Below are 19,626 nucleotides of genomic sequence, written 5' to 3' on the forward strand. Positions count from 1 at the left end.
GGGCTCCTCGTTAAACCAGGTAATCGCTGAGGGCGTCTTGCACGCACGGCGAATCGAGCAGCGAACTGCTGCGGAAAAACCGCACGATGTTGGCGACCAGCGGGTGATGGCGATTAATCGGGAAGGCCAGCCCCGACACTTCGCTCTTCAGTGCGTGGCGTGCGCCATCGCTGATCTGCAAGGACTCGATCAGGCGGAAGTCGAACGATTTCTGGATGTCGTTGGTCAGGTAATGGCCGATGAACACCGGCAGGATGTGCGCGATGCAGCGGCGGTCGTCTTCGCTCGCGGTGTGCCAGTAGATGCGCACCAGCCGCGCCCAGAATCCGGAGTGGCGACCTTCGTCGAGCAAGTGGTCGGCCATCAGGCCCTTGATCGACTGCTTGACCGTGTCGTCCTTGGCGAACGCCGCAACATCGCCGGTCACGGTGTTCTCGGCGATGGCCACGCAGATCAATTCCACGGCGCTGCGCAAGTGTTCCGGCGCAAGCGCCACGGCCGCTGGAATGGCTCGGCTGAGTTCGATTTCATCCGGCAGTTCGATGGGCGTGATGCCGGTCATGGCGACGGTCTGTTGCATGAAATCCATCGCCACGAGTGCGTGGTAGTCCTCGTCCACCACCACGGTCATGGCGTCGTAGCGACAGGCAAACGGGAAGGCCACGGCGAAGCGATTCTTGGCGATGCTGCGGGCGGTCTTGTCGACGATTTCGGTTTCGAAAATCACCACGTCGTTGATGAATTTGTAGAGCGTCTGCACCAGCGCAAAGTCGCGCTGCTCCGGGCATTCGCGCAGGAACGTTTCGCTCAGCACCAACGGTTGGCGGCTCAACGGGTAGATCAGCTTGTCGTCGTTCTCCAGCACACGCCGGGGGCGGGTACGGATGGTCGCGCGGCTTTCCCAGGCGTCGGCGAAGGATTGGTAGTCAGCGGCGTTCATGCATTCACCTCGGCAACCGGTTCGCTCATGCTCAGGCGCAGGCCGTCCCACAGGGCGATGCGGCTTTCCACGGCAGCGATGGCGCTGGCGTAGACGTCTTCTTCGCGTTGCGGATCGCCATCGACCAGCCGGGCGAGAAGTCTTTCCGCCGCCGGGCCGTGGTCTTCGGAGTCGACTTCGATGTGGCGTTCGAGGTAGTAACGGAAGGTCGGCGCCTGTTCGATGCCGATGCCCCAGTCATCAAGGATTCGCTGGAACATCTGCGGGATGACGCTCTCGCGACCATGCAGAAATGCCGCCGCAACGCTGTGCCCCGGCGCATGCAACGCGGTGTGCAACGTGTTGCGCACGAACTGCGCTGCCGCCGGATCGACGTCCACGCTTTGCAGTGCCACGTCGTAACTCACGCCTTCTTTTTGCAGCGCGACGAAGCGTTCGACCACCGCCGTGCTGGCGCCGACTTCGCGCATCGCATCCAGGTACAACTCGAAATGGCTGTAGTGACCCTGGGCTGGGCGATCATCGGACTCCTCACCCAGCACAATTTCATTGATCAGCCGAGCCGCTTGCGGGTCTCTTGGCGGCAACCAGGGCAGTTGCACGCAGGTGAGCTCCTGTTGCAGACGTTTGGTCAGCGACATGAAATCCCACACCGCAAAGACATGGGTTTCCATGAAACGTTGAAGCACCGACAGCGAATGAATTTCGGAGAAGATCGGATGCGCACTAAGTTCTACTTTCTTTTGGTTAAGGCGGTCTTTATTCGTTTTCATGAGTGAGCCTATAAGTGATCTGGAATGCCGTTATGGGTGCTGTGATCAATAAGTGACTGTCGGTTTAAGTTTTCTGTTGGCGAGCGAATGCCTCAAGCTAATTGATGTGTGTGCATTAAAATTAAGTTGCCGAGTAATGGCTTGCCGCCTGTATTTAAGGGCGGCGGAGAAAAACTAATACACGAATAAAGTGTCGAGCAAGTTATTTTTAAATTAATTGAAAGTTCATATTTATTCGGCGCGAGAAGTTCCAATAAGACTTTTGTTTTAAGTTTTATTTTGGCGTAGTTACTCCTTCCGACTGATAAGTGTCAGAATTTAAATAAAGAGTGAATGCCTCACTCGAAGCAACTTTCTAGTTGAATCGCTGAAGTGGTTAGAGGGGGCGGAAGTTGACTGGGATCAACGCCGGTTCTTCCTTTCCCGTGGCAAGACTCCTTCCGTAGGTTCTTGGTGCGGGGACTGCTCCGCTTGTGCAGTGCGTCGCCCGTTCATTATTCGTTGGCAGCCCAAGAGTGAGCGTAAATCACGACAGCCGCTATCACCGGCGCGTCATCGACTCGGAGTCATTGTGGGTCTTGAGAGGGGTAAATCGAGGGCAGGGCTTTGGAGAGGGGCGTAGCGCAGCGCGGCAAGCGAGAACGAGCAGTTCGATCTGCTCGCTCAGGCTTGCCGGCGCGGTTTACTTAGAGGTTTTCTTGTTCAGCGCTTCAGGGCTGTTCAGGTAGCGTGTGATGACCTCGACGCCCCGGTTGAGGTGATGTTCGAGCAACTTCACCGCGCGCTCGACGTCCCGGTCTTCGACGGCCAGCAACAGCGCCCGGTGATCTTCCTGGGACAGTTTGCCCAGGCCCATGGCTTCCAGGTTGAAGCGCAGGAAGCGCTCCTCTTCGTTCAGTCCGTCTTCCACCAGCCTCAAAAGCCGTTGATTCGGCGCCTTGCAGTACAGCGCCATGTGGAAAAGCCGATTGAGCCGGCCGATTTCGGTGTAGTTGTTTTCCGTTTCCAGTTCGTCGATGTAGCGGGCAGCCTGTTCGAGATCCTCATTAACCAGTAACGGGATCGACAGGCGCAACGCTTCGGATTCCAGCAGGATCCGCAGTGCATAGGTTTCCACGGCATCGCCCTGAACCAGCGGCGCGACGACCGCGCCTTTATGAGCGATCACGTTGAGCAACGCCTGGGCTTCGAGTTGGCGCAAAGCTTCGCGCACTGGCATGCGGCTGACACCGAAAAGATCGGCCAAATCTTGCTGACGCAGGGCGGTGCCGCAGGGAATGCGACCGTCGAGAATGGCCGAACGCAGGGTTTCTTCGATGACCGAGCGTGCCAGGTGAGCGGGAATCGGCCCGTTGACCTTGATGCTGTTCAGAGGATTGGGCTTCTGTGTCACAACTACGCACCCTGTTTGACTGAAATAAATTTGGATCCAAGGGGACACTAGTGACTGCCTGACAGGTTGTCAAACGGACAAAAGGTCGCCCTGACGTGGCCCCGATGTTTTTAATGACACCTGCCATACAAAGTTTAGCGCGCCAGCAGTGATCTCACCGTGCCATTGTCTTTTACCGGGCTAACCTGCACCATCGACCGATTTCCACCTGCCTGACCTGGATGCCTCGCATTGGCGGTACGTTTCGCGATCCCTCGGACTTTGCGCTGGCTGTGCTGCGCGTTGCTGCTGGCCGGCGTTATGCTGGGCGGGCTGCATGCCGATTGGGATTTTTCGCTGATCAGCCGTCGCGCGCAGGCATTGTACGGGCCATTGGGCGAAGGGCAGCCACGCATTGATGCCTGGCAGCACTTATTGGTCACGCAAAAGCAGGTCGGCGAGCTCGAACAGCTTAAAGTGGTCAACCAGTTCTTCAATAAGCAGATGCGTTACGAGGAAGACATCGACCTGTGGCACGAGGTCGATTATTGGGAAACACCCATCGAGGCCCTGTGGAAGGGCGCCGGCGATTGCGAAGATTACGCGATCGCCAAGTATTTCAGCCTGCGTCATGTCGGCGTCGCCAGTGACAAGCTACGCATCACTTACGTCAAGGCCTTGCGCCTGAATCGGGCGCACATGGTGTTGACTTACTACTCAAGCCCCGAGGCCATGCCGCTGGTACTCGACAGCCTGATCGACGCGATCAAACCGGCCAGCCAACGAACCGATTTGCTGCCGGTCTACTCTTTTAATGCCGAAGGGTTGTGGCTGCCGGGCGCCAAGGGCAACAAGAAAGTCGGTGATACCAAGCGCCTGTCTCGTTGGCAGGATGTGCTGAAAAAAATGCAGGCCGAAGGTTTTCCGGTCGAGACGACTAACTAGGAGCACGCGCTCAGATGTCTTTGTTCAAACAGCTGTTGATCGCTATCTGTCTGTTCCTGGTGATCGCCTTCACCGGTAGCTTCGTGGTCAGCCTGGAAAGCTCGCGCACCCAATACGTCAACCAGTTGCGCTCCCACGCCCAGGACGCCGCGACCGCGTTGGCACTGTCCCTGACACCGAACATCGACGACCCGGCGATGGTCGAGTTGCTGGTCAGCTCGATCTTCGACAGCGGTTATTACGCGAGCATCCGCGTGGTCGACCTCCAGACCGATCAGACCATCGTCGAGCGCAGCGGCATTCCAGCGGTGAACAACGTGCCGGACTGGTTCGTCAAAATGATCGGGCTGGAAGCGGCCGGTGGTGATGCCCTCGTCAGCCGTGGCTGGGAGCAGGCGGCGCGGGTCGAGGTGGTCAGCCATCCGATGTTCGCGTTGGCCAAACTCTGGCAGAGCGCGCTGGGCAGTCTTGGCTGGTTGCTGATCTGCGGTGCGGTGAGCGCGGTGCTGGGCGCACTGTTGTTGCGCCGGCAACTGAAGCCGCTGGATTACATGGTCAAGCAATCCCACGCCATCGCTCGCCGAGAATTCCTCAGCCTGCCGGAACTGCCGCGCACGCCCGAATTGCGCCGCGTGGTGCAAGCCATGAATCAGATGGTCGAGAAGCTCAAGGCGTTGTTTCAGGAGCAGGCCGTGCGCAGTGAAAAACTGCGGGCCGAGTCCTATCAGGACAACCTGACGGGGCTGGCCAACCGTCGTTATTTCGAAATGCAATTGAACGCCCGGGTGAGCAATCCGGAGCAGGCGAGTTCTGGTTATTTGCTGCTGTTGCGGGTCAAGGACCTGGCCGGGTTGAACCAGCGGTTGGGCGGTCAGCGCACTGACCAGTTGTTGAAAGCTGTTGGCGAGCAGCTGTCCAGAGAGTGCGCCAAATACCCGGAAACCCTGAACCTCGTGACGCGGATTCGCGGCGGTGAGTTTGCCGTGCTGGCGCCGGGGCTGGTGCGCGAAGAAGCGCTGCAACTGGCGCAGAACCTCGACAGTGCCTTGGCGAGCCTGCATGCGACGGGCGCCACCGACGTGGCGTCGGTGGCCTCGATTGGGCTGGCACCGTTTGTTTATGGCGACTCCCCGCAAGCGGTGCTCGGGTTGGGCGATCAGGCGTTGGCTCAGGCGGAAGGCCAGGGCGATTCGAGCTGGGTTTGCCTGGATCACAGCGCGTCGGCCAGCGTCGGCGACGACCATCATGCCTGGCACAACTTACTGGAACAGGCGTTGAGCCAGCAGCGTTTCGAGCTGTATTTCCAGCCGGTGGTGGCCGCCCAGGACACGCAGTTGGTGCTGCATTACAAGGTGCTGTCGCGTTTGATCGACGACGAGGGCCAGACCATTCCCGCCGGACGCTTCCTGCCGTGGCTCGAGCGCTTTGGCTGGACCGCGCGGTTGGACCGTCTGATGTTGGAGCTGGTGCTTGAGCAGATGGCCGACCATGAAGAGTCGCTGGCGCTGAACCTGTCTTCAGCAACGTTGGCCGATCCGCAGGCGTTGAATAAAGTATTCGAAATCCTGCGCCAGCATTCGGATCTCGGGGAGCGATTGACCCTGGAAATCGGCGAGGAGCAGTTGCCGGAGCAAGCCATGCTGGAAGAGCTGACGCGACGTCTGCACGAACTCGGGTTCTCCCTGAGCCTGCAACGCTTTGGCGGGCGCTTCAGCATGATCGGCAACCTGGCGCGGCTCGGGTTGGCGTATCTGAAGATCGACGGCAGTTACATCCGGGCGATTGATCAGGAGAGCGACAAGCGCCTGTTCATCGAGGCGATTCAGCGGGCGGCGCACAGCATCGATTTGCCGTTGATTGCCGAGCGGGTCGAGACGGAAGGGGAGTTGATGGTGATTCGTGAGATGGGGTTGTATGGGGTTCAGGGGCAATTGTTTGGTGAACCGAAGCCTTGGCAGTGAGGCTGATTCCGCCATTGCGGTGAGGCGAAAAAAAGATCGCAGCCTTCGGCAGCTCCTACATGGAAATGCGTTCCCCTGTAGGAGCTGCCGAAGGCTGCGATCTTTTTTCTTTTCCGGGGGTTTAGATCAACCCCGTCTCATCATCATCGATCAATTGACTCAACCCACCCAACGCCTCACGGGCCTGGTTCCGGTCCATCAGCTTGGCTTGTGCGGCCGGCGGCAGGTCGGTGACGCGGATCACGCCTTTACTGGTCAGCACCTGGATCAAGTCGTCGAGTACCCGGATCATTTCCAGGTCGCTCTGCTTGAGCTGTTTGAGGCTGGTTTCCACGACCTCGTTGGCGTACCAGGCCTGGATTTCATGGTGGTCGGCCGGCAGTGTTTCCGTGGCCTCGGCGTAGGCCGCGGCTTCCACGCGCACTAACTGACCTTGCGCATCGCGTTGCACGTAGAACATTGAACATCCCCTCGGAAATGGACCAGCGTCATGCTGTCAGCAGCATAGGCCAACTGGACGCGAGTATGCGGTGGGAAGAGAAAATCGTCACCCGGCGTGAAGATTGGCAAGTGCCCGACGGCCGCCCAAGAAGAGCGGCCGCCAGATCACCCATCAGCTGTTGTTGTGATCGACCTTGATGGTCGGATCGCTGCCGGCAATCAACGAGTGAATGTTGGCGCCGGACCAGTTATTGCCTTCCAGTTTGATCGTCACGTCAGGGGCAACCGCTGCACCGCCGCCAGCCGCGTTGAACTTGCCTTCGGAACTGACCTGCAGCGTCGACACGCCTTCAACGGTACTGATCTTCAGGAAGTTGTCGATGGTGCTGCCGGTCTCGCCCTGCAACAGATCGCGCAGGTCGATGCGGTCGCCTTCATCGGCTTTGAAGTCCTTGATCACATCGTTGCCGGTGTCGCCTTTGAGCCAGGCGAAGGTGTCAGCGCCCGAACTGCCATACAGCGTGTCGTCACCACGTCCGCCGATCAGCATGTCATTGCCGTTGCCACCGGTAAGGATGTCGTTACCACCTTGGCCGAACAGAATGTCATTGCCGTCGCCACCCAATAACGTGTCTTTGCCATCGGAAGTGCCGGTGACATTGAACTCACTGATGTGGTTGGTGATGTACTGATGCATCTGCTGATCGGTGACCAGGCTGGCGTCAGCTACACCGGTCTTCGACGCCACGAAGGCCTGGATCGCCTGGACGCCATCGCCGCTGATGCCAGTGAAACTCACCAGGTCGCCGAAGAGGATGTCATTGCCGCTACCGCCATTGCCGTTGTCGTCACCCGGTGCGATCGCGACGGTTGATCCCTGAATCGCCGAAGCCAGGTCACCGGCGCTCACGCCGGTATGCACGACGTGATCGGTATCGAACAGCTGCAAGATGCCCTTGTTGATATCGTTGTTGATGCCGATCGCTTCTACCGTCGAGACTTTGCTCAGTGCGGCGTAGCCTTCTTTTGCATTGTCGATCGCGTCGGTGGTCGGGGTGTTCGACCCCGTGCCTACCGTGAGACTGTACTCCATACCACCATGGCCGTCGGCGTGGGAAGACAGGGTACCCAGGGAGACGCTGTCGAACCTGCCGGACTTACCGTAGTTTTTTTCCACCAACTCGTAAACTTCGCCTTTGGCACTGATCAGCGTGTGTTGGCCGTCCGCCAAGGTGATGTTGAGCGCCGTGCCCGGCTTCCATTGAGCGATGTAGTCGCTCAATACCTTGTCGGTGTCGACGTTGAAGTCGATAACCTTCGACGAGATGCTCTGGTAGTAATTGGGCTGGCCGTCGGTGATGAAAAAGGTCAGGTTGGTTGCGCCGACATTGCTCTTCGCCAAGGTGCTGGAGAACCAGTTGGCTGTCGTCTTGAACGCGTCCTCATAGTTGGTGACGCCGTCAGAGTTGATTGATTTCAACAGGGCGGTGAGCTTGGTCATAGCGGCGTTTTTGTCGGACAGGTCGACCGCGACGGACTTGCCTGCGTTGGTATCGAAGTCGAGGAGGTAGAGGTTGACCGTACCCGAATTCGCTTTACCGGCGTTGGTCGCCAGTTGGTCGAAAACTGTATTCAATTGCGCCTTGGCGGTCGCCAGCGAGTTGTCCATGCTGCCCGAGCTGTCGAAAATGAAGGCGATGTTGTAGTTTTTTCCTTCGACAATCGTGGTGCCAGCAGTGTCGCCGACCAGAATGTCATTGCTGGTGGTACCGGTCAGGGTGTCGGTGCCCGGCTTTCCATCCTGATGTTCATACACACCCGCTGTCACAGTGATGTTCAGCGGTGTGGTAGTCGTCAGCGATTGGCTGGTGGAGGTTTCGGTCGAGGTCGCCGTCACCGTCAGCGCGTTAGTACCGCTGGTATACGGCGCCGGAGTGTAGCTCAGCTTGCTCACGTCCCATCCGCTGAGATCGGCCACGGCACTACCGGTGGTGCCGGTAAAGGTGTGTGTGCCGTCGGTTAGAGTCGCACCTACCGGGATGCCGCCAATCTTGGTGATGACCTGGGTTTCAGAACCATCGGTGTCCACCGAGGTGACCTTCAGGCCCAGCGCAACACTGTTGTTTTCGACCACCTGAGTGGTGGTGGCGGAGACGATCGGTGCATCGACTTGCGCAGTCACGCCGATATTCAGTGTGGTGCTAGAACCGGTGTTGGTGGTGTAGGTCACCGTCGCAACGGTGCCACTCCAATTGTCGACCGGGGTGAAACTGTAGTCACCGGTGGCACCGACGGTCAATTTGCCGACGTTTGCGATGGTCGCAGTACCGCCTGCTGTGTACTCGGTACCGCCAACAGTGAACTTGACCACGGCCAGGGTGTTGTCCACGTCGCGGTCGTTGGTCAGTACGTTGCCGGTGGCCGTGGTGTCTTCTGCGACGGCTTTGGTGTCAGCCGTCAGCACGCTCGCATCGTCGACCGGGGTGACACTGATATTCAGCGTGCTGGTCGAGCCGGTGCTGGTGGTGTAGGTCACTTGTGGAACGTCGCCGTTCCAGTCGGCAGCCGGCTTGAAGCTGTACTCGCCGTTGCTGGCGATGGTCAGCGTGCCGGCACCGGTGATCGTTGCAACTTGACCGGCGGTGACGCTGCCGTCTACGCCCTTCACGCTGAAGCTGGTGACGCTGAGGGTGTTGTCGATATCGCGGTCGTTGGTCAGTACGTTGCCGGTGGCGGCGGTGTCTTCGGCAACGGTTTTGATGTCTGGTGCCAGGACGCTCGCATCGTCGACCGGGGTGACACTGATGTTCAGCGTGCTGGTCGAGCCGGTGCTGGTGGTGTAGGTCACTTGTGGAACGTCGCCGTTCCAGTCGGCAGCCGGCTTGAAGCTGTACTCGCCGTTGCTGGCGATGGTCAGCGTGCCGACACCGGCGATGGTCGCGGTCTGGCCGGCGGTGACGCTGCCGTCGACGCCCTTCACGCTGAAGCTGGTGACGCTGAGGGTGTTGTCCACATCGCGGTCGTTGGTCAGCACGTTGCCGGTGGCCGTGGTGTCTTCAGCAATGGTTTTGGTGTCAGCCGTCAGCACGCTTGCGTCATCGACGGCACCGACGTGCACCACCAACGGCAGCGAGGTGCTGGCGCTTGGGGCATCGCCGTCTTTGGCGGTGGCCGTGACGGTCAGGGGGATATCGCCATTGAAGTTCGTCGGCGGTGTCAGCTTGAGCGCGGACAGGTTCCAACCAGTAATGTCCACCGACGTCGAGCCGTCGGCAGCATTGAAGATGTGGGTGCCGTCGGTGAGTTTGGAACCCGCCGGCAAGCCGTTCAGTGTGAGGGTGAGTGTTTCCGAACCATCGACGTCGTTGGTGTGGGCCTGGATGGTCGACAACAGGATCGCGTGGTCTTCAAGGCCCGAGTTGAGAACCTGAGCGACATTGATGTTGTCCAGCAGGCCGCCCAGGCTGTTGCTGTCAACGGCGCGGAACTCGAGTTTCTGGCTGCCATCGGCAGTGACCGGAACGTCGAAGCTGTAGTGCTGCATGCCGGTGGTCGCGGTGTTCAGGGTGCCAATCAGTTGACCACCCCAGTACAGATTGATGACCGAATTATCTACACCGGCACGCGGTGCGTAGTCGAACGACACGTTATAAGTGGTGCCGGCCTTGGCATCGATATTGGTGTAGAGGTTGCTCGCATCACCGGTGTTGCGCTCCAGTTCGATGACCTGGTTATCGCCGCCGGCACCGTAGACGCTGGCCTTGCCGATTTCGACCATGCCACCGCTGTTGTCGGTGTGCCACACGCCATTGCCGAGCTTGCTGACATTGACGTCGCCAAAGGCGCTGTTCAGAGCGACTTCCTGGAAGTCGGTCGAGACGACCATACCGCCACCGGTCAGTGAAAGGCTTGGGGTATCGGTTACTGGCGCGACGACAATGGTGCCGGTTGCCGAAGACGCGGAAGGCATGCCTTGGTTGTCGGTCGAGTTGTAGGTGAAATGGGTGGTGCCACTCCAGTCGCCGGTGGGCTTGAAGTAAACCGTTGCGCCGTTGGCGGTCGCGGAGATCACGCTGCTGGCGGTCAACGCGATGGTGCCGGCGGCGTCAGCGTAAAACACGCCATTGGCCGGCAGGCTGGTCAGGGTGAAGTGGCCGACGCTGCCATCGACGTCATTGCCGCCGAGCTGCACAGCGATCAATTGATCTTCATTGCCGCTGGCTGAGGTAGTAGTGACGGTCGGTGCGTCGTCGACCGGGGTGACACTGATATTCAGCGTGCTGGTCGAGCCGGTGCTGGTGGTGTAGGTCACTTGTGGAACGTTGCCGTTCCAGTTGGCAGCCGGCTTGAAGCTGTACTCGCCGTTGCTGGCGATGGTCAGCGTGCCGACGCCGGCAATGATCGCGGTCTGGCCTGCGGTGACGCTGCCGTCGACGCCCTTCACGCTGAAACTGGTGACGCTCAGGGTGTTGTCGATATCGCGGTCGTTGCTCAGTACGTTACCGGTGGCCGTGGTGTCTTCGGCAACGGCGATCTTGTCCGCCTGCAGCACGCTCGCGTCGTCGACCGGAGTGACGCTGATGTTCAGCGTGCTGGTCGAGCCGGTGCTGGTGGTGTAGGTCACTTGTGGAACGTTGCCGTTCCAGTTGGCAGCCGGCTTGAAGCTGTACTCGCCGTTGCTGGCGATGGTCAGCGTGCCGACGCCGGCAATGGTCGCGGTCTGGCCCGCAATGACGCTGCCGTCGACGCCCTTCACGCTGAAACTGGTGACGCTCAGGGTGTTGTCGATATCGCGGTCGTTGCTCAGTACGTTACCGGTGGCCGTGGTGTCTTCGGCAACGGCGATCTTGTCCGCCTGCAGCACGCTCGCGTCGTCGACCGGAGTGACGCTGATGTTCAGCGTGCTGGTCGAGCCGGTGCTGGTGGTGTAGGTCACTTGTGGAACGTTGCCGTTCCAGTTGGCAGCCGGCTTGAAGCTGTACTCGCCGTTGCTGGCGATGGTCAGCGTGCCGACGCCGGCAATGATCGAGGTCTGGCCTGCGGTGACGCTGCCGTCGACGCCCTTCACGCTGAAACTGGTGACGCTCAGGGTGTTGTCGATATCGCGGTCGTTGCTCAGTACGTTACCGGTGGCCGTGGTGTCTTCGGCAACGGCGATCTTGTCCGCCTGCAGCACGCTCGCGTCGTCGACCGGAGTGACGCTGATGTTCAGCGTGCTGGTCGAGCCGGTGCTGGTGGTGTAGGTCACTTGTGGAACGTTGCCGTTCCAGTTGGCAGCCGGCTTGAAGCTGTACTCGCCGTTGCTGGCGATGGTCAGCGTGCCGACGCCGGCAATGATCGCGGTCTGGCCTGCGGTGACGCTGCCGTCGACGCCCTTCACGCTGAAACTGGTGACGCTCAGGGTGTTGTCGATATCGCGGTCGTTGCTCAGTACGTTACCGGTGGCCGTGGTGTCTTCGGCAACGGCGATCTTGTCCGCCTGCAGCACGCTCGCGTCGTCGACCGGAGTGACGCTGATGTTCAGCGTGCTGGTCGAGCCGGTGCTGGTGGTGTAGGTCACTTGTGGAACGTTGCCGTTCCAGTTGGCAGCCGGCTTGAAGCTGTACTCGCCGTTGCTGGCGATGGTCAGCGTGCCGACGCCGGCAATGGTCGCGGTCTGGCCCGCAATGACGCTGCCGTCGACGCCCTTCACGCTGAAACTGGTGACGCTCAGGGTGTTGTCGATATCGCGGTCGTTGCTCAGTACGTTACCGGTGGCGACGCTGTCTTCGGCGACGGTTTTGGTGTCTGGAGCCAGAACGCTCGCGTCGTCGACCGGAGTGACGCTGATGTTCAGCGTGCTGGTCGAGCCGGTGCTGGTGGTGTAGGTCACTTGTGGAACGTTGCCGTTCCAGTTGGCAGCCGGCTTGAAGCTGTACTCGCCGTTGCTGGCGATGGTCAGCGTGCCGACGCCGGCAATGGTCGCGGTCTGGCCCGCAATGACGCTGCCGTCGACGCCCTTCACGCTGAAACTGGTGACGCTCAGGGTGTTGTCGATATCGCGGTCGTTGCTCAGTACGTTACCGGTGGCGACGCTGTCTTCGGCGACGGTTTTGGTGTCTGGAGCCAGAACGCTCGCGTCGTCGACCGGGGTGACGCTGATGTTCAGCGTGCTGGTCGAGCCGGTGCTGGTGGTGTAGGTCACTTGTGGAACGTTGCCGTTCCAGTTGGCAGCCGGCTTGAAGCTGTACTCGCCGTTGCTGGCGATGGTCAGCGTGCCGACGCCGGCAATGGTCGCGGTCTGGCCCGCAATGACGCTGCCGTCGACGCCCTTCACGCTGAAACTGGTGACGCTCAGGGTGTTGTCGATATCGCGGTCGTTGCTCAGTACGTTACCGGTGGCGACGCTGTCTTCGGCGACGGTTTTGGTGTCTGGAGCCAGAACGCTCGCGTCGTCGACCGGGGTGACGCTGATGTTCAGCGTGCTGGTCGAGCCGGTGCTGGTGGTGTAGGTCACTTGTGGAACGTTGCCGTTCCAGTTGGCAGCCGGCTTGAAGCTGTACTCGCCGTTGCTGGCGATGGTCAGCGTGCCGACGCCGGCAATGGTCGCGGTCTGGCCCGCGGTGACGCTGCCGTCGACGCCCTTCACGCTGAAACTGGTGACGCTCAGGGTGTTGTCGATATCGCGGTCGTTGCTCAGTACGTTACCGGTGGCGACGCTGTCTTCGGCGACGGTTTTGGTGTCTGGAGCCAGAACGCTCGCGTCGTCGACCGGGGTGACGCTGATGTTCAGCGTGCTGGTCGAGCCGGTGCTGGTGGTGTAGGTCACTTGTGGAACGTTGCCGTTCCAGTTGGCAGCCGGCTTGAAGTTGTACTCGCCGTTGCTGGCGATGGTCAGCGTGCCGACGCCGGCAATGGTCGCGGTCTGGCCTGCGGTGACGCTGCCGTCGACGCCCTTCACGCTGAAACTGGTGACGCTCAGGGTGTTGTCGATATCGCGGTCGTTGCTCAGTACGTTACCGGTGGCGACGCTGTCTTCGGCGACGGTTTTGGTGTCTGGAGCCAGAACGCTCGCGTCGTCGACCGGGGTGACGCTGATGTTCAGCGTGCTGGTCGAGCCGGTGCTGGTGGTGTAGGTCACTTGTGGAACGTTGCCGTTCCAGTTGGCAGCCGGCTTGAAGCTGTACTCGCCGTTGCTGGCGATGGTCAGCGTGCCGACGCCGGCAATGGTCGCGGTCTGGCCCGCAATGACGCTGCCGTCGACGCCCTTCACGCTGAAACTGGTGACGCTCAGGGTGTTGTCGATATCGCGGTCGTTGCTCAGTACGTTACCGGTGGCCGTGGTGTCTTCAGCAATGGTTTTGGTGTCAGCCGTCAGCACGCTTGCGTCATCGACGGCGCCGACGTGCACCACCAGCGGTAGCGAGGTGCTGGCGCTCGGGGCATCGCCGTCTTTGGCGGTGGCCGTGACGGTCAGGGGGATGTCGCCATTGAAGTTCGCCGGCGGTGTCAGCTTGAGCGTGGACAGGTTCCAACCAGTAACGTCCACCGACGTCAAGCCGTTGGCAGCGTTGAAGGTGTGGGTGCCGTCGGTGAGTCTGGAACCCGCCGGCAAGCCGTTCAGTGTGAGCGTGAGCGTTTCCGAGCCATCGGCGTCGTTGGTGTGGGCCTGGATGGTTGACAGCAGGATCGCGTTGTCTTCAAGGCCCGAGTTGAGCACCTGAGTGACATTGATGTTGTCCAGCAGGCCGCCCAGGCTGTTGCTGTCCCCGGCGCGGAACTCGAGCTTCTGGTTGCCATCGGCAGTAACCGGAACGTTGAAGCTGTAGTGCTGCATGCCGGTGGTCGAGGTGTTAAGGGTGCCAATGAGTTGGCCGCCCCAGTACACATTGATCAGCGAATTATCCACACCCGCACGCGGTGCATAGTCGAACGACACGCTATAGGTTGTGCCGGCCTTGGCATCGATAGTGGTGTAGAGGTTGCTCGCATCGCCGGAGTTGCGCTCCAATTCGATGACCTGATTATCGCCCCCGGCACCATAAACACTGGCCTTGCCGATTTCGACCATGCCACCGCTGTTGTCGGTGTGCCACACGCCATTGCCGAGCTTGCTGACATTGACGTCGCCAAAGACGCTGTTCAGAGCGACTTCCTGGAAGTCGGTCGAGACGACCACACCGCCACCGGTCAGTGACAGGCTTGGGGCATCAGTTATTGGCGCGACGACGACGGTGCCGGTCGCCGAAGAGGCGGAAGGCATGCCCTGGTTGTCGGTCGAGTTGTAGGTGAAGCTGGTGGTGCCACTCCAGTCGCCGGTGGGCTTGAAGTAAACCGTTGCGCCGTTCGTGGTTGCGGAGATCACGCTGCTGGCGGTCAACGCGATGGTGCCGGCGGCGTCAGCGTAAAACACGCCATTGGCCGGCAGGCTGGTCAGGGTGAAGTGGCCGACGCTGCCATCGACGTCATTGCCGCCGAGCTGCACGGCGATCAAATGATCTTCATCACCTCTGGCCGAGGTGACGCTGACGGTCGGAGCGTCGTTGACCGAGTTGACCGTGATATTCAGCGTGCTGATGGAATTGGTGTTGGTGGTGTAGCTGATCTGTGGAACGGTGCCGTTCCAGTTCGCTGTTGGGGTGAAACTGTAGTCGCCGTTGGTGGCGATAGTCACAGTGCCGACGCCGGTGATAGTCGCGACTTGACCCGCGGTAAAGGAACCGGTGACGCCTTGTACGGTGAAGGTCGCAACACTCAGGGTGCTTTCGACATCGCTGTCGTTGTCGAGCACGTTGCCGATGGCCGTGGTGTCTTCGGCAATGGTTTGGGCATCGGCGGTCAGGACGCTCGCGTCGTCGACCGGGGTAACGCTCAGGTCCAGGGTGCTGGTGGAACCGGTGTCGGTGGTGTAGCTGATCTGTGGGGCGGTGCCGTTCCAGTTCGCTGCCGGGGTGAAGCTGTAGTCGCCGTTGCTGGCGATGGTCACCGTGCCGACGCCGGCGATGGTTGCAACTTGACCCGCAGTAAAGGAGCCGGTGACGCCTTGTACGGTGAAGGTCGCAACACTCAGGGTGCTTTCGACATCGCTGTCGTTGTCGAGCACGTTGCCGATGGCCGTGGTGTCTTCGGCAATGGTTTGGGCATCGGCGGTCAGGACGCTCGCGTCGTCGACCGGGGTAACGCTCAGGTCCAGGGTGCTGGTGGAACCGGTGTCGGTGGTGTAGCTGATCTGTGGGGCGGTGCCGTTCCAGTTCGCTGCCGGGGTGAAGCTGTAGTCGCCGTTGCTGGCGATGGTCACCGTGCCGACGCCGGCGATGGTTGCAACTTGACCGGCGGTGAAGCTGCCAGTCACACCGGCGACGGTGAAGCTGGCCACGCTCAGGGTGCTTTCGACATCGCTGTCGTTGTCGAGCACGTTGCCGATGGCCGTGGTGTCTTCGGCAATGGTTTGGGCATCGGCGGTCAGGACGCTCGCGTCGTCGACCGGGGTAACGCTCAGGTCCAGGGTGCTGGTGGAACCGGTGTCGGTGGTGTAAGTGACTTGCGGCACCGCGCCGTTCCAGTTCGCTGCCGGGGTGAAGCTGTAGTCGCCGTTGCTGGCGATGGTCACCGTGCCGACGCCAGCGATGGTTGCAACTTGACCGGCGGTGAAGCTGCCAGTCACACCGGCGACGGTGAAGCTGGCCACGCTCAGGGTGCTTTCGACATCGCTGTCGTTGTCGAGCACGTTGCCGATCGCCGTGGTGTCTTCGGCGACGGTGTTGGCATCGGCGGTCAGGACGCTCGCGTCGTCGACCGGGGTAACGCTCAGGTCCAGGGTGCTGGTGGCGCCGGTGTCGGTGGTGTAGCTGATCTGTGGGGCGGTGCCGTTCCAGTTCGCTGCCGGGGTGAAGCTGTAGTCGCCGTTGCTGGCGATGGTCACCGTGCCGACGCCAGCGATGGTTGCAACTTGACCGGCGGTGAAGCTGCCAGTCACACCGGCGACGGTGAAGCTGGCCACGCTCAGGGTGCTTTCGACATCGCTGTCGTTGTCGAGCACGTTGCCGATCGCCGTGGTGTCTTCGGCAATGGTTTGGGCATCGGCGGTCAGCACGCTCGCGTCGTCGACCGGGGTAACGCTCAGGTCCAGGGTGCTGGTGGCGCCGGTGTCGGTGGTGTAAGTGACTTGCGGCACCGCGCCGTTCCAGTTCGCTGCCGGGGTGAAGCTGTAGTCGCCGTTGCTGGCGATGGTCACCGTGCCGACGCCAGCGATGGTTGCAACTTGACCGGCGGTGAAGCTGCCAGTCACACCGGCGACGGTGAAGCTGGCCACGCTCAGGGTGCTTTCGACATCGCTGTCGTTGTCGAGCACGTTGCCGATCGCCGTGGTGTCTTCGGCAATGGTTTGGGCATCGGCGGTCAGCACGCTCGCGTCGTCGACCGGGGTAACGCTCAGGTCCAGGGTGCTGGTGGCGCCGGTGTCGGTGGTGTAGCTGATCTGTGGGGCGGTGCCGTTCCAGTTCGCTGCCGGGGTGAAGCTGTAGTCGCCGTTGCTGGCGATGGTCACCGTGCCGACGCCAGCGATGGTTGCAACTTGACCGGCGGTGAAGCTGCCAGTCACACCGGCGACGGTGAAGCTGGCCACGCTCAGGGTGCTTTCGACATCGCTGTCGTTGTCGAGCACGTTGCCGATCGCCGTGGTGTCTTCGGCAATGGTTTGGGCATCGGCGGTCAGCACGCTCGCGTCGTCGACCGGGGTAACGCTCAGGTCCAGGGTGCTGGTGGAACCGGTGTCGGTGGTGTAAGTGACTTGCGGCACCGCGCCGTTCCAGTTCGCTGCCGGGGTGAAGCTGTAGTCGCCGTTGCTGGCGATGGTCACCGTGCCGACGCCAGCGATGGTTGCAACTTGACTGGCGGTGAAGCTGCCAGTCACACCGGCGACGGTGAAGCTGGCCACGCTCAGGGTGCTTTCGACATCGCTGTCGTTGTCGAGCACGTTGCCGATCGCCGTGGTGTCTTCGGCAATGGTTTGGGCATCGGCGGTCAGCACGCTCGCGTCGTCGACCGGGGTAACGCTCAGGTCCAGGGTGCTGGTGGAACCGGTGTCGGTGGTGTAAGTGACTTGCGGCACCGCGCCGTTCCAGTTCGCTGCCGGGGTGAAGCTGTAGTCGCCGTTGCTGGCGATGGTCACCGTGCCGACGCCAGCGATGGTTGCAACTTGACCGGCGGTGAAGCTGCCAGTCACACCGGCGACGGTGAAGCTGGCCACGCTCAGGGTGCTTTCGACATCGCTGTCGTTGTCGAGCACGTTGCCGATGGCCGTGGTGTCTTCGGCAATGGTTTGGGCATCGGCGGTCAGGACGCTCGCGTCGTCGACCGGGGTAACGCTCAGGTCCAGGGTGCTGGTGGAACCGGTGTCGGTGGTGTAGCTGATCTGTGGGGCGGTGCCGTTCCAGTTCGCTGCCGGGGTGAAGCTGTAGTCGCCGTTGCTGGCGATGGTCACCGTGCCGACGCCGGCGATCGTTGCAACTTGACCCGCGGTAAAGGAACCGGTGACGCCTTGTACGGTGAAGGTCGCAACACTCAGGGTGCTTTCGACATCGCTGTCGTTGTCGAGCACGTTGCCGATCGCCGTGGTGTCTTCGGCAATGGTTTGGGCATCGGCGGTCAGGACGCTCGCGTCGTCGACCGGGGTAACGCTCAGGTCCAGGGTGCTGGTGGAACCGGTGTCGGTGGTGTAGCTGATCTGTGGGGCGGTGCCGTTCCAGTTCGCTGCCGGGGTGAAGCTGTAGTCGCCGTTGCTGGCGATGGTCACCGTGCCGACGCCGGCGATCGTTGCAACTTGGCCGGCGGTGAAGCTGCCAGTCACACCGGCGACGGTGAAGCTGACCACGCTCAGGGTGCTTTCGACATCGCTGTCGTTGTCGAGCACGTTGCCGATGGCAACGTGGTCTTCATCGACGGTGTTAGTGTCAGCCGTCAGGACGCTCGGGTCATCGACTGGCGTGACGTTGATGTTCAGCGTTGAGGTGACGTCAGTGCCCAAGCCGTCGGTCACGGTGTAGCTGACCGTTGGCACAGCACCGTTGTAGTTGGCAGCCGGGGTGAAGGTGTAGGCGCCATCGGCCGCAATGACCAGGGTGCCGACGTTGGCAATGGTGGCGGTCTGGCCGGCTGTGAAGGTGCCATTGACGCCGGCGATGGTAAAGGTGGCCACGCTCAGGACGTTGTCGATGTCGCTGTCGTTGCTCAGCACGTTGCCGATCGCAGCGGTGTCTTCTGCAATGGTCTGGGTGTCGGTAGTCAAAACGGTCGGATCATCGACCGCCGTCACGGTGAGATCCAGCGTGCTGGTCGAGCCGGTGTTGGTGGTGTACGTGACTTGCGGTACGACGCCGTTGTAGTTGGCGTCCGGAGTAAAGGTGTAGTTGCCATTGGTGCCGATGGTCAGCGTGCCGACGCCGACGATGGTCGCCGTCTGGCCTGCGGTGAAGCTGCCGGTCATGCCGGCGACGGTGAAGCTGGCGACGCTGAGGGGCGTTTCGGCATCGCTATCGTTGTTCAGTACATTGCCGGTCGCGACGCTGTCTTCGGCCTGAGTGCCAGTATCAGCGATCAGTACACTCGGAGCGTTGGTGGCCGTGGTGTTCTGGCTGCCGGTATCGAGCGTGGTGGTTGTGGCAGTGGAATCAGGACCGCCGGTTGGGAAACCTATGGTCGGGTCGACCCGGCCAGCGGTGGCATCCAGCATCACGAAGCTGTGGCCGCCACCTGCCGCGCCGCCTGTGCCGGCAGCTGTCGGGCCGGCCGCGGTGGCTTCAAGATCGGTGGTCGGGTCGGCGCCGGCAACGATGGCTTGCTGCAGCTCTTCAACCGATGGCGCGGCTTGTGCAGTGGCTTGTGCAAGGTCAGCGCTGGAATCCGGATCGCTGCCGCTCCACTGAGTGTCGCGGCCCAGGTCCAGGGTCCGGCCGTCAGCCAGTTCGAGCGTGACAGCACCTGCCGCGCCAGTGTCTACCTGATCGCCGACAAACAACCGATCGCCTTCAACGAGTACGCGGCGCACGCCCTCTGGGGAAACAGCGAAAACCTGACCGACAATGCTTTTGACGATGGCCACAACACTGCTCATTGAAGACTCTCCGGGTGTCGCATTCAGTTGACGTCCATGGACCTGAGAGCGGTTGATCGCGTTCAGTCTGGATGTACTTTCAAGATATTAGAGGCACAACTTTG

The 19,626-nt window shown here is 60.9% G+C and carries 7 protein-coding genes; 2 read left to right on the forward strand and 5 right to left on the reverse strand.

Translation table 11 applies throughout. The features are described from left to right. Positions 1-10 precede the first annotated feature (10 nt). The 3 genes from ACA059_RS00650 to ACA059_RS00660 all read right to left on the reverse strand — a co-directional run bounded on the left by ACA059_RS00650 (position 11) and on the right by ACA059_RS00660 (position 3,106). Complete coding sequence (locus tag ACA059_RS00650) at positions 11-940, reverse strand: diiron oxygenase (RefSeq protein WP_223433171.1); 930 nt, start codon at positions 938-940, stop codon at positions 11-13. Next, positions 937-1,713, reverse strand: a complete 777-nt coding sequence (locus ACA059_RS00655) for a DUF3050 domain-containing protein (protein ID WP_497632310.1) — start codon at positions 1,711-1,713, stop codon at positions 937-939. The genes ACA059_RS00650 and ACA059_RS00655 overlap by 4 nt, the downstream gene beginning before the upstream one ends. A 682-nt stretch (positions 1,714-2,395) precedes the next feature. After that, the gene (locus ACA059_RS00660) at positions 2,396-3,106 is read right to left on the reverse strand and encodes a GntR family transcriptional regulator (RefSeq protein WP_497632311.1); all 711 of its coding nucleotides are present in this window, start codon (positions 3,104-3,106) and stop codon (positions 2,396-2,398) included. Positions 3,107-3,337: 231 nt separating this feature from the next. Here ACA059_RS00660 and lapG point away from each other — a divergent pair, with 231 nt between their 5' ends. Both lapG and lapD read left to right on the forward strand, forming a co-directional pair. Continuing rightward, the gene (gene lapG / locus ACA059_RS00665) at positions 3,338-4,030 is read left to right on the forward strand and encodes a cysteine protease LapG (protein ID WP_497632312.1); all 693 of its coding nucleotides are present in this window, start codon (positions 3,338-3,340) and stop codon (positions 4,028-4,030) included. Positions 4,031-4,044: 14 nt separating this feature from the next. Beyond that, on the forward strand, positions 4,045-5,991 hold the full coding sequence (gene lapD, locus ACA059_RS00670; protein ID WP_497632313.1) for a cyclic di-GMP receptor LapD: 1,947 nt from the start codon (positions 4,045-4,047) through the stop codon (positions 5,989-5,991). Positions 5,992-6,112: 121 nt separating this feature from the next. Here lapD and ACA059_RS00675 read toward each other — a convergent pair whose 3' ends face one another. Together ACA059_RS00675 and ACA059_RS00680 are read right to left on the reverse strand one after the other, a co-directional pair. Next, on the reverse strand, positions 6,113-6,451 hold the full coding sequence (locus ACA059_RS00675; protein WP_201184392.1) for a tryptophan synthase subunit beta: 339 nt from the start codon (positions 6,449-6,451) through the stop codon (positions 6,113-6,115). Between the two features lie 153 nt (positions 6,452-6,604). Then, positions 6,605-19,522, reverse strand: a complete 12,918-nt coding sequence (locus ACA059_RS00680; protein WP_497632314.1) for a retention module-containing protein — start codon at positions 19,520-19,522, stop codon at positions 6,605-6,607. Between the last annotated feature and the right edge of the window lie 104 nt (positions 19,523-19,626).

The sequence above is a fragment of the Pseudomonas sp. LBUM1647 genome (assembly GCF_059716175.1).